Source organism: Mesorhizobium sp. M0778, assembly GCF_040320105.1.
In the GTDB taxonomy this organism is placed as follows: Bacteria; Pseudomonadota; Alphaproteobacteria; order Rhizobiales; family Rhizobiaceae; genus Mesorhizobium.
The window spans coordinates 48486-61886 of the sequence record NZ_JAMYPA010000012.1 but is presented as its reverse complement, the minus strand read 5'-3'; the positions used below and the strand labels follow the sequence as shown (position 1 = coordinate 61886).

Here is a 13401-nt window from a genome sequence, read left to right as displayed (position 1 = left end):
TCACTTTTTTTCCAGGAAAGATCCAATGGCATCGGTAACGATCAACAACGTGCAGAAGGCCTTCGGGGCCACCAAGATTATTCACGACGTCAGTGTCGATATCGCCGACGGCGAGTTCGTCATCCTGGTCGGCCCGTCGGGATGCGGAAAGTCGACGCTGCTGCGCATGATTGCCGGACTTGAAACGATCTCGGGCGGGAGGATCGCAATCGGCGAGCGCATGGTCAACAATCTGCGGGCGCGAGACCGGAACATCGCGATGGTGTTCCAGAACTATGCGCTCTATCCGCATATGACTGTGGCCGACAATATGGGCTTTGCCCTGAAGATCAAGAAAGCCGACCCGGCCGACACCGCTGGCCGGGTCCGGAAGGCAGCCGGCATTCTTGGCCTGGAAAAGCTGCTTGACCGCTATCCGCGCCAGCTTTCCGGCGGCCAACGCCAGCGCGTCGCCATGGGCCGCGCGATCGTACGCGACCCGCAGGTTTTTCTGTTCGACGAGCCGCTCTCCAACCTCGACGCCAAGTTGCGCGTCCAGATGCGCGGCGAGATCAAGGCCCTGCACCAGCGGCTGGGTACCACGACGATCTATGTCACGCACGACCAGATCGAGGCCATGACCATGGCCGACAAGATCGTCGTGCTGCATGACGGGCTGGTCGAGCAGATCGGCGCGCCGCTTGACCTCTACGACCATCCCGCCAATCTCTTCGTTGCCGGTTTCATCGGCTCGCCCGCGATGAACTTCATCGCCGGCCGCATCGAGGAGGGCGTGTTCCGCAGCGCCGGCGGGTTGATCCTGCCGTTGCCGGAAGGCACCCAGCCGGCGGATGCCGCAGGACGTGAACTCGTCTACGGCATTCGCCCGGAACATATCCGGGCAACCGGGCAGGGCATGCCGGGCACGGTCACTCTTCTCGAGGCGACTGGCTCCGAAATCTTCGCCAGGGTCGACTGCTCCGGTGAAGAAATCTCCTGCCTCTTCCGAGAGCGGCTTGCGCTCAAGCAAGGCGAAGGGGTGCGGATCGAGATCGACCGCGCATGTGCGCATCTGTTCGACGCAGCAACCGGTCGGCGCATCTGACCCTATGGTCTGGTGAATGCGTGGTCGGCCTCAGGTCGGCAACGCGAATTCAACGGCAAGTTCGATGGCGCGGCCTTCGCGGGCCGATCTCTGGGCGGCGAGACCCATGACGACGGCCCACCAGCCGTCTTGCAAGGTCACTTCCACTTTGCCTTGTCCGCGCACCGCAGCGGTGAAGCGGACATGCTCGAAATAGGTCGAACCGTTATGGTCGCCTGCCTCGAGCAGCCGGGGGTCGACGGGAATCTCCAGCAGGCGTGGTCCAGGCGGATTGCGCGGGCTGACGATCAACTGGGGCACTGGCGCAGGGCCAAGGTGGGTCGGCCAGAAGCGACCGGGACCCGGCACCAGACATTCGATCTTTCCGTCGCCGCCGACAGCGCAGAGTTCCTCCTGGTAGCGGCTGCCCTCGGCGAACATGCAGAGTTCCAGCATGGCGCGCGCACCGCTCGCGAAATCAACCAGCACATAGCCATGGTCAAGGATATCCGGCCTCTCACCGCCGTAGCGTTCGTCGAGATGGTTTACGGCCTGTCCAGCGCTCGCCATCACGCGGACGGGGTCGGATCCGAGGATCAGCCGCATCAGGTCGAAGAAGTGGCAGCACTTCTCGACGAATGTGCCGCCGGTGTTGCGGTTGAAGCGGTTCCAGTCGCCGACCTTGGCCAGAAACGGGAAGCGGTGCTCGCGGACCGTCAGCATGCGGATGCCGCCGGTGGCGTGGCGGGCCTGCTCGACGAATGCGGCGACGGGCGGCATATAGCGGTATTCCATGGCCACCCAGACGAGCGGAAGCCGAGCTTTCAGCGCCGCGATCCGCCCCTCGCCACCGGCGTCGGTGAAGAGCGGCTTTTCCACCAGCACCGGCAGTGGTCGAAGTGCGGCGATCTGCTCCATCTGACCGAGGTGCTGGTGGTTGGGGCTGGCAATCAAGACGCAGTCTACCTCGTCCATGGCCAGCAGTTCGGCGATCGATGCCGCCGATCGCGCGCCCGACGCCGTCGCCAGCGACGCCGCCAACATGCCGGGGTCCGGCTCGAAGATCGCGGCCACATGCGCGTCGGGCAACAGAGCGATGTTGCGGATGTGCTCGCGGCCCATCATGCCGCAGCCGATGATGCCGTAGCCGATCGATGATCTGGTCACGCTGCGACTTCCTCCGGCCTATCTGAAACGCGTGACGTAGCGCGCCGCGCCCGGATCGAACCAGCTGCGGGAATATTCCGCGCTGGCGCCGTCGCCAGCCCAGGCGATACGTTCAATGAAACCCACGACCGTCCCCGGCGGTGGCCTGAACTCGAGCGGGACCCAGTCCGGCGCGGGTGCGACGGCAACATGGTCTTCGGCCCGAACGATCGTAAAGCCGAGCGCGAGCCGGTAGTGGAGATAGAGGGATTCCGACAGGTCCTCGCGCTTGAGCCGCTCGGCGCGGCTGACGTCGAGCCAGATCTCCTCGACCGCGGCCGGCTCGCCGTCGAGCCGCCGCAGCCGGCGTATACGGTGGGCTTCGCCGGCGCTGCCGAATTGCGGCAGGTCGGCGGGCTTGGGCAGCCGCTCGACGGACAGCACGTCGGCGCTCGGCAGGCCGCCACCGCCGATGCGCTCCAGGCGAAAGAAGGCATAGATCCCGAGCAAGTCGCCGCGCGCTCGCACATAGTTACCCGAGCCCTGGATGCGATCGAGAAGGCCCTTTTCGGTCAAATCTGCCAGCGCGCGCCTGAGCGTGCCGACGGCAATCCCGAGGCTCGCGGCCATCTCGCGCTCGGGCGGCAGCCGCGCCCCGTCGGGCAGCCGTCCGGCCGCGATTTCGCGGATCAGCATTTCGCTGGTCTGCAAGTGCACAGGCAAGGGCCCGCGCATCTGGCTGGATCGGTGGCCTGGGTCCGCCCTTGTCCAATGCATCGGTGTTCCAATCGCATCTCGGTTTCGGGTTTGGCTCCAAAATTGATACAGTATTGATCTACACAGAAACGAATGCTACGCAAGCCCTATTCGCAGCTCCGGACGTCATTGAGTGGCCCGGACGTCTTTTCTGAAGAGTGGCAATGAGCATCGTCCCAATCACCTCGCCGGATCTCGATGCTGCCGAAGTCTCGTGGTTCGCCGCACTCTGCTCGGACGACTATCGATATCTCGGCGTGCCGGACGGCGCACTGCGCTCGGGCTGGGCGCATTGCTCCGAGATCGTGAAGACGTCCGAGGCACTCGGTTTCCGCAACATCTTGTGTCCGTCGTCCTATCAGGTCGGCCAGGACACGCTGAGCTTCGTTGCCGGCTGCGCGCCGATCACGTCGAAGATCAATCTGCTTGCCGCTGTGCGCTGCGGCGAGATGCAGCCGATCATGCTGGCGCGCACGATTGCGACGCTGGACCACATGCTGGAAGGCCGGCTGACGGTGAACGTCATTTCGTCGGACTTTCCGGGCGAGACAGCCGACAGCGCCTACCGCTATCAGCGTTCCCGCGAGGTGGTGCAGATCCTGCGCCAGGCCTGGACCAGGGACAGCATCGATTTCGAGGGCGAGGTCTATCGCTATAAAGGGCTCTCGACGGCGCCGGCGAAGCCCTATCAGCAGAATGGCGGCCCGCTGCTCTATTTCGGCGGTTATTCGCCCGACGCGCTCGAGCTTTGCGCCGAACAGTGCGACATCTACCTGATGTGGCCGGAAACCAGGGAGGAGCTTGCCGACCGCATGAGAGCAGTCCACGAGCGCGCCGAGCGTCATGGGCGGACGCTCGACTACGGCCTGCGCGTCCACATGATCGTGCGCGATACCGAGGCAGAGGCAAAGGAATATGCCCGGGAGCTGGTTTCGAGGCTGGACGACGAGCAGGGCAGGGCGATCCGCGAGCGCGCGCTCGACGCCCGATCGCTCGGCGTATCGCACCAGGCCAGGAACCGCCAGATCGCCGATGCCGAAGGCTATGTCGAGCCGCATCTGTGGACGGGGGTCGGGCGGGCGCGCTCTGGCTGCGGCGCGGCGCTGGTGGGCTCGACCGATCAGGTTCTGTCGGAAGTCGAGGCGTATATGAAGATGGGGATCCGCGCCTTCATCTTTTCCGGCTACCCGCATCTCGACGAGGCGCGTCATTTCGGCACCAAGGTCCTGCCCCAGCTCAAGACATGCTCGCTCCCGCACGCCTATGGCCGGGTGCCGGAACGGATCCCGGCGACACCACTGGGAACGGGGGAGCGCCGCTGATGGAGCATGTCGTGTGCGATCCAGGCCTTTTGCGCAATGCCTTCGGGCGTTTCGCCACCGGCGTCACGGTCGTCACCACCGGCACGGCCGACGGCCCGGTCGCAATCACCGCCAACAGCTTCTCATCCGTGTCGCTCGACCCGCCGCTGGTGCTCTGGTCGATCGGCCGCCACTCGCGCCGGTTCGAAGCCTTCGCTAATTCCGCGCACTACGCCATTCACGTGCTGGCGGAAGATCAAATCGATCTGTGCTGGCGTTTTTCGAAGTCGGGGACGGACTTTGCCGATCTTGACCTGTCATGGAGCGAGCACGGCGTGCCATTGCTGCCGCGCGCACTGGCGCGGTTCGAATGCAGCGTCGCCGAACGCTTTCCGGCTGGCGACCATATGATCCTGCTTGGACGTGTCCTTGAACTGGAGACGCAAGAGGGTTTGCCGCTGCTCTTTGCTGGCGGCAAGTCGCGCCCTCAAGAGGCCAGTTGATGACCGCCGGCGCCGCTCCGGGCTGGTGCCGTCGACTGGCGCACCACAAGATTGCAGGCAAGTTCGACGCGACGCGGCGGCGACCCCGAATGGGCCATGTCGTCGAGCAGCAGGCTAAGCGCCGCCGATCCGATCTCGCGCATGGGAATGTGCATCGCCGTCAGCGGCGGATTGCAGAAGGCAGCGAGCGGCAAGTCGTCCATACCGACCACGGACACATCGCCAGGCACCGAATATCCGGCCTCCTGGACGCCGGCGATGGCACCAAACGCCAGGCTGTCGCCGGCCGTCAGCACGGCGGTGAAATCGAGGCCGCGGGCCGCGATGCGCTCGGTCACGGCCCTGCTCGCAAGTTCCGGCAGCCAGTCCTGCACCTCGACCACGAAGTCGTCGAAGCCGACAATGCCGGCCGTGATCAGCGCGTCGCGCCAACCTTCGTAGCGCCGCTCGATCGTGCGCCGCCCACGCCGCATCAGGAACAGGATGCGGCGGTGGCCGAGGCCGATCAGATGCTGCGCGGCAAGCATGGCGGCAGAGCGATTGCAGGGCGTCACGCTCGAATGGCGCATCGAGGGATCGTCGCCGTTGACGAGCACGATCGGCTTGGCGAATCCGGCTGTCAGCGTCAGCACATCGTCATCGTCCAGTGTCAGAAACAGGCAGCCGGCGACGGTGTCGTCGCGCTCGGATTCACGCAGCAGCGCGATTTCGTCCTCGGGCGCCGAAACCGGCCGGGTCACCAGTTCGACGCCCAGCAACCGGGCGCGCTCGTTGAGCCCATCAAGGACATGGTAGGTGAACTGATTGCGGGCACTGTCCACCATTGCCACGCTGCTTGCGGCCAGGATGACCTTGCGGCCGGCAACCGAGGCGGGAATGGCATAGTTCATCGACTTCGCCGTTTCGATGATCCTGGTGCGAAGCTCGTCCCTCACGCCGCCGACACCGCTCAGCGCACGGGAGGCGGTGCTGACCGACACGCCGCAACGCGCCGCGATCTCCTCAAGTCGAATGCGGCGGCTGGGGCGCCCGCGCTTGCCCTGGATATTCATCCGCTCCGTCATCTCCGCCAAGTCACCCGATTAATGCAAAAAATTTTCAGATTGCGCAAGAAAAATGGCTGTGAAACAGTTCCGATGAAGCGGGAGAAACGGGAGGAGTGATGCCGCTGTCGGCCGAACGCCTGAATTCCGTGCTTGCCAGCCTCGTGGCCGGCATGACCGGCTTGCGTCATGACGGGCGGTTCCATGAGCCGAATCTCGACGGCACGCCGGGCGACTATGTCAGCTTCGACAGCTGGGAATGGCCGCAGGGCGTCGGGCTCTACGGGCTGGTTCGGCTGTGGGCGCAGACCGGCGACGATCGGCTGCTGCAGACGATCGAGGCCTGGTACGACCGACGCATCGCTGCCGGTCTCCCTGCGATGAACGTCAACACCACGGCGCCTCTGCTGGCGCTAAGCGAATTGTGGCGGCGCCGGCGCCAGCCGCGCTTCGAGCCGGTCCTGCGCGAATGGGCCGAGCAGGTAGTCACCGCCTTGCCACGGACGCCCGAAGGCGGTTTCCAGCATGATGTTTCGGACCGGGTCAACGACGACGAATTGTGGGACGACACGCTGTTCATGGTGGCGCTGTTCCTCGCATCCTACGGCCAGGCTGCCGGTCAGCGTCGCTTCGTCGAGGAAGCAGAAAGGCAATTCCTGGTCCACGCCCGTTATCTCGCCGACCCGGCATCAGGGCTGTGGTTTCACGGCTGGACGTTCGCGGGACGGCACAATTTCGCCCGTGCGCGTTGGGCGAGAGGCAATGCCTGGATTACCGTCGGTATCCTCGAACTGGTGGAGTTCGCCGAAATTGCACCCTCGGTCCGGGCCTATCTGCTCGGCGTGCTGGAGACGCAGATCAACGCCCTGCTCGAGGTGCAGGCAGGTTCGGGCGCATGGCACACTCTGCTCGACGACCCGACGTCTTACGAGGAGATTTCCGCCACGGCCGGCTTCGGCTACGGGTTGATGAAGGCCGCGCGGCTCGGAATCGGCTCGACAGAGTGCCGTGCCGCCGGCCTCCGCGCCTTGGAAGCCGTGGTGGCCAACATCGATGACAAAGGTGTGGTGGCGAACGTGTCTTATGGCACACGCATGGGCGCCGACCTGCAGTTCTATCGCGATATACCCATCCATCCGACGGGCTACGGACAGGCGCTGGCCATTCTGTGCTTGACCGAAGGGACCCGGCATCTGCAGTCGAAGGTGGAGGCGGCATGATGCGGACGCTCTATGGCGTGTCGCCGGGCGATATTGCCGGCATGGACACGGACCGGCTGAGGGCCGAGTTCCTGGTCGACGGCTTGTTCCGGCCCGGCGCGATCGAATTCGTCTACACCCATGTCGACCGCATGATCGTCGGTGGCGCGGTGCCGCTGGCCAACCCGCTGACATTCGGCAACGGGGCCGAAGTCGGCACGCCGCTCTTCTTTGACGCGCGCGAGATGGGCATCGCCAATCTCGGCGGCAATGGCGCCGTCGCGGTGGACGGCAGGCCCTTTCCCGTGGCTAACCGCGACATCGTCTATATCGGACGCGGAGCGCGCGAGGTGACGCTGGAGAGCGACGATCCGGAGAGGCCGGCACGCTTCTATATGAACTCGGTGCCGGCCGGCGCCGCTATTGCGCACCGTCTCATCGTCAACAGCGAAGCCAAGCCGCTTGTGCTCGGCGAGGAGGCTCGCGCGAACAGGCGCACGCTGCGCATGTACATCCATCCCGAAGTGGCCCCGTCCTGCCTCTTGCTGATGGGGATCACCGACCTCGCGCCGGGCAGTGTGTGGAATACCATGCCGCCGCATCTGCATGAGCGGCGCATGGAAGCTTATTGCTACTTCGACCTCGCCGAGGCCGACCGTGTGGTCCATCTGATGGGCCGGCCTGACAAGACGCGCCACCTGATGGTTGCGGACGGTGACGTTGTCCTGTCGCCCGCCTGGTCTATCCATATGGGTGCCGGCACCGGCCCCTATGCTTTCGTCTGGGGCATGACCGGCGAGAACCAGGCCTACACCGATGTCGATCCAGTACCCGTGAAGGATTTGCGATGAGCGAGGCCGCGCAAAGCGTTCGGACGGACTTTACGCTGCGCCGGCCGCTCGTGGCGGGGCAGCCAATCGTCTATTGGCGGCTCGGGTCTATCGCCGAGCAACGCTACGACGTGGCCGACCAGCCCATGCAAGGCGAGATGGATCCCTTCTTCTTCCTTACCAAGCACAAGAATTTCATTCCCCATGAATATCCGTGCCGCACGCAGTTCGCAGCGGAACGACGCGGCAAGCGACCACAGGTCAGCGCCGAATTCGGCGCTGAGCGCATCTGGTTGCCCTTCGCCTCGCCACGCATCGACCTGTCGGGCTTCTGGTTCCGGCCGACGGTGCTTGGGACCTGGGCCGAGACCACCATCGAGGCGGCCTCGAGTGGCGAGGTGATGGTACGGCTGCGTACATGCGGCGGCGCCATACTCTTTGCCAATGGCGAGGAAGCCGGCTGGATGGCGCCCTACGGCCGCAATCTGGAAAGTGCCGAGCACTTCAAGATCGTGCTGAGGGTCGGCCGCAACGACATTCGCATATGGTTCGACGATCTCGCCGAGCGCGACGCCCGCTACTATTTCCAGCTCGATTATCTATCCGGTCCGGCTGCTTCGGTCGCACTGCCGATCGAAGTCGAGAGCGGCGTTGCCGATGCGATGGAAGCAGCCCTCGACGACATGCATTTCGACCGTCCCGCCTATGACGGCGGCGAGGTGGCGCTCGTCACCGGCGTGGCCCTGCCGCGCGACGCGCAAGTCGAGATCGAGATCGAAGGCGATTTCATGTCGATCGAGACGCCGGTGCGCTTCGCCTTCGATCTGCCAACGGGCCAGACGCGGCTGCCGATCGCCGATACCGAGCAGCTGCCGGCCGACTTTCGCCATTTCAAGGTGTCGCTGAGGGTCGCAGACCATGCCGTATCGCGTGTCTTCGGCGTCGAGATATGCCACGCGCACCGTCAGGGCGATGCGCCGGAAACGCTTACCGCGCGTATAGATGAGGCTTTGCGCGAGGTCGCCGATCACGCCGAGGCCGATACGGTGCGCGCGCTGGCGCGCCTGGCGATCGGGCAGCAGGGCGCCGAGACCGACGCCATGATCTCCGGCACGCTGCCGGCGATCGAGGATTGTCACGATTGCGCCGACTTCATCCTGGTGCCGCTGCTGTGGTGCCGCAAGGCCTATGGCGATCGGCTGGAAGTGAGCCTGCGCGCGCGCATCGACAACGCCATCCTCGGCTATCGCTACTGGATGGACGAGCCCGGCAATGATGTGCAGTGGTACTTCTCCGAGAACCACGCGCTGCTCTTCCACACCGCCGCCTATATTGCTGGGAGCCTGTTGCCTGATGTGCGGTTCGTGCGGTCGGGCCGCCTTGGCCGCGAACAGTCCGCGGTGGGAGCCGCGCGGGTACGCGCCTGGCTCGATCATTTCGAGGCATGGGAGATGGCCGAGTTCAACTCGGCGCCCTATTTTCCGATCGACCTCAAGGGCCTGTGCGCGCTCTGCGCGCTGGCCCCGGACAAGGACATCGCCGAACGTGCCGGCAACGCAGTCATACGCCTGCTTGAAATCGTCGCCCGCTCGGCGCATCGCGGCATCCTCACCGGGGCGCAGGGCCGCTCCTACGAGCACACGCTGCGCGCCGCGCGTTCCCTGGAATTGTCCGGCATCTGCCGCATGCTTTGGGGCAAGGGCAATTACGGCATGCGCTTTCACGCGCTGCCGCAGCTGGCATTGTGCCTGCGGGATCACGATTTGAGCGTTCCGGACGGGTTGGCAGCAATTGCTTCCCTCACCGACGATACGGCGTGGGAATGGACTTTCGCGCAGGGACAACGATGATGGCGTGCTGGGTGGTGCGCGAGCCCTGGAAAACGCCGGCTATACCGCAGACCAGGGCATGGGGATCGGCATCGACGGGAGCCGCGCTTGTGACGCTTTCGGATCCGGAAAGCCCTCGGCGTTCCGTGGTACGATGTGGCTCAATTCGGAAAATCATGGCGCGCTGGCGGTGAAGATTCTCTTGGCCTCCATCAAGGACGGAACGAAGCTTCCCGTTCAGTCCTTCACGGACCCGGAATACATCACCGCCGAAAATTTTGCGTCGGACTACAAAGCCAAGCTCTGCCACTGAACCAGATATGCGTCATGCCGCAGGGCGCATGACGCTCTTTGGGCCGGCAGTTCGTCGGCAGGCACACGGGATCGATCCTCGGGAGTGAGCTTTGATGCAATCGGATTTCTTCTCGCTCGACAGGATATCGAAGCGCTTCGGCGTCGTGCAGGCGCTCGACAATGTCTCGATTGCCTTTCGGCCAGGAGAGGTGCTCGCTCTGGTTGGCGAGAATGGCGCCGGCAAATCGACAATGATGCGAATTCTCGAGGGCGTGTTCGCACCGGACACCGGCACCGTGCTGCATGGCTCCACGCCGATCGTTTTCAGCGAACCGCGCGACAGCCACAGAGCCGGAATACGCGTCATCCATCAGGAGCCGGAGATCGTTCCGAACCTGACCGTGGCCGAGAACATTTTCGTCGGCGAACTGCCACGGCTGGCAGGCGTCCTGCTCGACTGGCATAGGCTCGAGGAGCAGACCGACAAGGTGCTTGCGACCTTCGGCATGCAGCAGGATATGCGGGCGCGTCAACTCTGCAGCACGCTCGGCCCGGCACAGCGCCAGATGATCGAAATCATGCGCGCCATACGTGCTGGCGGCCAGCTGATCGCATTCGATGAGCCGACCTCGTCGCTGACCGACGACGAAGCGCGCCGTCTGTTTTCAGTAATTCGGCGGCTGCGCGAAGAGGGCACTTCGATCGTCTACATCTCTCATAGGCTGAACGAGGTCATCGACCTTGCGGATCGCATTGTCGTTTTGCGGGACGGCCGGCTGGTCGACGATTCCCGCGCGGACGGTGCCAGCGAGCAGACCATAGCCAAACTCATGGTCGGCCGTGACATCGCCGATCTGTTTACGCGCGAGACGTGGCAATCGGGGCTACCGTTGCTGGAGGTGGCGGGCTTGACCACCGACCACGTCACCGATGTGAGCCTCAAGGTCCGCCGCGGCGAGGTGCTCGGCATTGCCGGCCTTATGGGTGCGGGTCGATCCGAGCTGGCAAAGGCGATTGTCGGCTATGATCGGCGCCTCGACGGAACCATAGCGATGAGTGGCGTGCCCGTTGGCCCCAACAGTCCGCATGCAGCGATCGTGGCAGGCATCGGCTTCGCCCCCGAAGACCGCAAGCACGAGGCCCTGCTGCTGTTCCGAAGCATTCTTGACAACGCCTCGCTTTGCGTGCCCGACAAGACGTCGACCTTCGGCTTCTTCAACCGGCGCAAGGCACTGGAGATCGTCTCACCGCTTGCAGCAAAGATGTCGATCAAGGCGCCCAACCTCGACGAACAGGTTTCGAAATTGTCGGGTGGCAATCAACAGAAGGTCGTTCTCGCGCGCTGGCTTGCCCGGCAGCCGATGCTTCTCATCCTCGACGAGCCGACCCGCGGCATCGACATCGGCGCCAAGGCGGAAATCTATCGCCTGATCGATGAACTCGCCGCAAGCGGTATCGGCATAATCCTGATTTCCTCGGAAATGCCCGAACTGATCGGGCTCGCCGACAGGGTGCTTGTCATGGCTGGAGGCCGGATCACGGCCGAACTTTCCCGCCCAGACATCGATGAGGCCACGATCCTGAAGCACGCCATGCCGCAATCTGTAGCATCGCTCGGAGGACAAATTCAGTGAACAGCCTTGAGCTCAGGACAGCAACAACACAAACCGGCAAAAGACGCCCTTCCTTGCGCATGGCAGAGCGCATCGGCATTCACAACATAAGCCTCCTGGTTGCTCTCGCCATTCTCGTGCTCATTTTCGGCACTCTGAGAGGCGACGTGTTCTTCTCGAGCCGAAACCTGCTGAACATCGGTCTGGGCATTACCATCCTGGGCGTCCTGGCGATGAGCCAGACCGTGGTCATCGTCGCCGGCGGGCTTGATATTGCCGTCGGCGCAATCGTCGGTCTGACCACAGTATCGACGGCAATGGCCATCCAGGCGACCGGATCGCCGGCAGCGGGCATTCTTGCCGGCCTGGTCCTGGGTGGTCTTGCCGGCCTCGTGAACGGCATCATCATCACCTACGGGCGGGTCAACGCTGTCATCGCGACTCTCGGTACGATGGCGATCTTCCGCGGCATCGCGTTCATCATATCCGATGGGCAATCGATCGCGATTTTCAGCGACACTTTCCGCTTCATTGGGATCGGACGAATCCTCGGCCTGCCTCTGCTGATCTGGATTCTTTTGCTGACCGCGATCGTGTTCCATCTCTTCCTTGCCCGCTCGATCGTTGGCCGCAACATCTATGCCCTGGGCGGCAATCCCGTTGTTGCACGCTTCTCCGGCATCAACATCAACCGCTACCGTGTCGGCATCTACATCATGAGTGGAGTGGCGGCCGGATTGGCCGGGATTCTGTTGGCTGCCCGTACCGGCTCGGGGCAGCCCGTATCCGGATCCCAAGGCCTGGAACTCGAGGCCATCACAGCGGCCGTTCTGGGTGGCTGCGCCTTGCAGGGCGGTAAGGGCACGATCGTCGGCGCACTACTGGGCGTCGCCATCATTGGTGTCCTCAACAACGGAATGATACTGACGTCCGTGCCAACCTTCTATCAGTTGCTTGCCAAGGGCTCGCTGCTGATACTTGCTGTGGTAATTGCCGAGTACCACTTGAACAGGACATGACGATGGACACGGCGATCGCTTCGACTGGCCAAGGCAAGCAGGACATTCCTGCCGCAGATGGCGCCACGTCATCGCTCAAGGATCGCATCGCACGCGATCTCGGACAGCGAATCCTCGCCGGCTCCTACGCGCAGCACTCCGTCTTGCCGACGGAAGCTGAACTTTGCGTTATCTACGGGGCGAGCCGCACGGCGCTTCGCGATGCTCTTCTGACGCTTTCGGCGAAAGGATTGATCGAGGCACGCAAGCGGGCCGGGACGCGTGTGCGCGTGTCGAGCGAATGGAACAGGCTGGATGCACAGGTTCTGGAATGGATGCGCGATATCGAGCCCGATCTCGATTTCGTCCGCGGATTGATCGAGGCGCGGCTGATCATTGAACCCGCGGCCGCCCACCTTGCGGCCAAGATGGCGACGTCAGGCGATCTCGCAGTCATCGAAGCCGCCTATGAGGCCATGCGCATTGCTCCGCAGGACGACCTTGCTGCGTGTCTCGATGCCGACGTCAGGTTTCATACCGCCATCCTTCGTGCCAGCCGCAACCCGGTGTTCGCCAATCTCGGCAATATGCTTGCTGCCGCCCTCAGCTTCTCCTTCCGATTGACCACATCGGCCACCGCTAACTACCAGCAGACGCTGAGCGCGCATGGCGACGTGCTGGAGGCAATCCGGATGCGCAGGGCCGACGACGCTCACGATCAGATGAAGGCGCTCATCGGGATCGCGTCGAACGACCTCCTTGCAGTGGCTCGCAAAGGCCGCCATCCACAGCCGATCGCCGCTGCCAAGGCCGATACCGTCTGAAA

12 protein-coding genes and 1 pseudogene are annotated in these 13401 nt (G+C 63.8%); 10 read left to right on the top strand and 3 right to left on the bottom strand.

The window, feature by feature from the left end; translation table 11 throughout:
• Positions 1-25: 25 nt before the first annotated feature.
• Positions 26-1084: an ABC transporter ATP-binding protein gene (locus tag NKI22_RS18170; RefSeq protein ID WP_023716965.1), complete on the top strand. Its 1059-nt coding sequence runs from the start codon at positions 26-28 to the stop codon at positions 1082-1084.
• A gap of 30 nt (positions 1085-1114) precedes the next feature.
• Here NKI22_RS18170 and NKI22_RS18165 read toward each other — a convergent pair whose 3' ends face one another.
• Together NKI22_RS18165 and NKI22_RS18160 are read right to left on the bottom strand one after the other, a co-directional pair.
• On the bottom strand, positions 1115-2188 hold the full coding sequence (locus NKI22_RS18165; protein ID WP_502895933.1) for a Gfo/Idh/MocA family protein: 1074 nt from the start codon (positions 2186-2188) through the stop codon (positions 1115-1117).
• Between the two features lie 60 nt (positions 2189-2248).
• On the bottom strand, positions 2249-2905 hold the full coding sequence (locus NKI22_RS18160; RefSeq protein WP_245278494.1) for a GntR family transcriptional regulator: 657 nt from the start codon (positions 2903-2905) through the stop codon (positions 2249-2251).
• Between the two features lie 224 nt (positions 2906-3129).
• Between NKI22_RS18160 and NKI22_RS18155 the strand changes: the two genes are divergently transcribed.
• Positions 3130-4287 (top strand): LLM class flavin-dependent oxidoreductase, encoded by a 1158-nt coding sequence (locus NKI22_RS18155; RefSeq protein ID WP_352914241.1) that lies wholly within the window; start codon positions 3130-3132, stop codon positions 4285-4287.
• Positions 4287-4769 carry a flavin reductase family protein gene (locus tag NKI22_RS18150; RefSeq protein WP_352494370.1) on the top strand — a complete coding sequence of 161 codons (483 nt, stop codon included), beginning with the start codon at positions 4287-4289 and terminating at the stop codon, positions 4767-4769. Before NKI22_RS18155 ends, NKI22_RS18150 begins: the two co-directional genes overlap by 1 nt.
• Here NKI22_RS18150 and NKI22_RS18145 read toward each other — a convergent pair.
• On the bottom strand, positions 4754-5821 hold the full coding sequence (locus NKI22_RS18145; protein WP_352494369.1) for a LacI family DNA-binding transcriptional regulator: 1068 nt from the start codon (positions 5819-5821) through the stop codon (positions 4754-4756). The two genes, NKI22_RS18150 and NKI22_RS18145, sit on opposite strands and share 16 nt — an antisense overlap.
• Before the next feature lie 110 nt (positions 5822-5931).
• Between NKI22_RS18145 and bglB the strand changes: the two genes are divergently transcribed.
• From bglB to NKI22_RS18110, 7 genes and pseudogenes are all read left to right on the top strand, one after another.
• A complete protein-coding gene (gene bglB / locus NKI22_RS18140) occupies positions 5932-7032 on the top strand; it encodes a beta-galactosidase BglB (RefSeq protein ID WP_352494368.1) in 1101 nt (366 codons plus the stop codon).
• Positions 7029-7862, top strand: coding sequence for a 5-dehydro-4-deoxy-D-glucuronate isomerase (gene kduI, locus NKI22_RS18135; RefSeq protein WP_352958656.1), 834 nt, complete (start codon positions 7029-7031; stop codon positions 7860-7862). Before bglB ends, kduI begins: the two co-directional genes overlap by 4 nt.
• Positions 7859-9685: pseudogene (locus NKI22_RS18130) on the top strand (hypothetical protein); the annotation flags it as partial. The gene kduI and the pseudogene NKI22_RS18130, both read left to right, overlap by 4 nt.
• A gap of 10 nt (positions 9686-9695) precedes the next feature.
• The gene (locus tag NKI22_RS18125) at positions 9696-9983 is read left to right on the top strand and encodes a type 1 periplasmic-binding domain-containing protein (RefSeq protein ID WP_352958654.1); all 288 of its coding nucleotides are present in this window, start codon (positions 9696-9698) and stop codon (positions 9981-9983) included.
• 94 nt (positions 9984-10077) lie between these two features.
• Positions 10078-11598, top strand: coding sequence for a sugar ABC transporter ATP-binding protein (locus NKI22_RS18120; protein WP_352958652.1), 1521 nt, complete (start codon positions 10078-10080; stop codon positions 11596-11598).
• 59 nt (positions 11599-11657) lie between these two features.
• The gene (locus NKI22_RS18115; RefSeq protein WP_245278496.1) at positions 11658-12596 is read left to right on the top strand and encodes an ABC transporter permease; all 939 of its coding nucleotides are present in this window, start codon (positions 11658-11660) and stop codon (positions 12594-12596) included.
• 2 nt (positions 12597-12598) lie between these two features.
• The gene (locus tag NKI22_RS18110) at positions 12599-13399 is read left to right on the top strand and encodes a FadR/GntR family transcriptional regulator (protein WP_245278497.1); all 801 of its coding nucleotides are present in this window, start codon (positions 12599-12601) and stop codon (positions 13397-13399) included.
• Positions 13400-13401: the final 2 nt, after the last annotated feature.

Excerpts from the sequence above, each read along its gene's own strand:
- NKI22_RS18150 (WP_352494370.1), top strand. The coding sequence starts at position 4,287 with ATGGAGCATGTCGTGTGCGATCCAGGCCTTTTGCGCAATGCCTTCGGG.
- kduI (WP_352958656.1), top strand. The coding sequence starts at position 7,029 with ATGATGCGGACGCTCTATGGCGTGTCGCCGGGCGATATTGCCGGCATG.
- NKI22_RS18155 (WP_352914241.1), top strand. The coding sequence starts at position 3,130 with ATGAGCATCGTCCCAATCACCTCGCCGGATCTCGATGCTGCCGAAGTC.
- NKI22_RS18120 (WP_352958652.1), top strand. The coding sequence starts at position 10,078 with ATGCAATCGGATTTCTTCTCGCTCGACAGGATATCGAAGCGCTTCGGC.
- NKI22_RS18110 (WP_245278497.1), top strand. The coding sequence starts at position 12,599 with ATGGACACGGCGATCGCTTCGACTGGCCAAGGCAAGCAGGACATTCCT.
- NKI22_RS18160 (WP_245278494.1), bottom strand. The coding sequence starts at position 2,905 with ATGCTGATCCGCGAAATCGCGGCCGGACGGCTGCCCGACGGGGCGCGG.
- bglB (WP_352494368.1), top strand. The coding sequence starts at position 5,932 with ATGCCGCTGTCGGCCGAACGCCTGAATTCCGTGCTTGCCAGCCTCGTG.
- NKI22_RS18145 (WP_352494369.1), bottom strand. The coding sequence starts at position 5,821 with ATGAATATCCAGGGCAAGCGCGGGCGCCCCAGCCGCCGCATTCGACTT.
- NKI22_RS18165 (WP_502895933.1), bottom strand. The coding sequence starts at position 2,188 with ATGATGGGCCGCGAGCACATCCGCAACATCGCTCTGTTGCCCGACGCG.
- NKI22_RS18115 (WP_245278496.1), top strand. The coding sequence starts at position 11,658 with ATGGCAGAGCGCATCGGCATTCACAACATAAGCCTCCTGGTTGCTCTC.
- NKI22_RS18170 (WP_023716965.1), top strand. The coding sequence starts at position 26 with ATGGCATCGGTAACGATCAACAACGTGCAGAAGGCCTTCGGGGCCACC.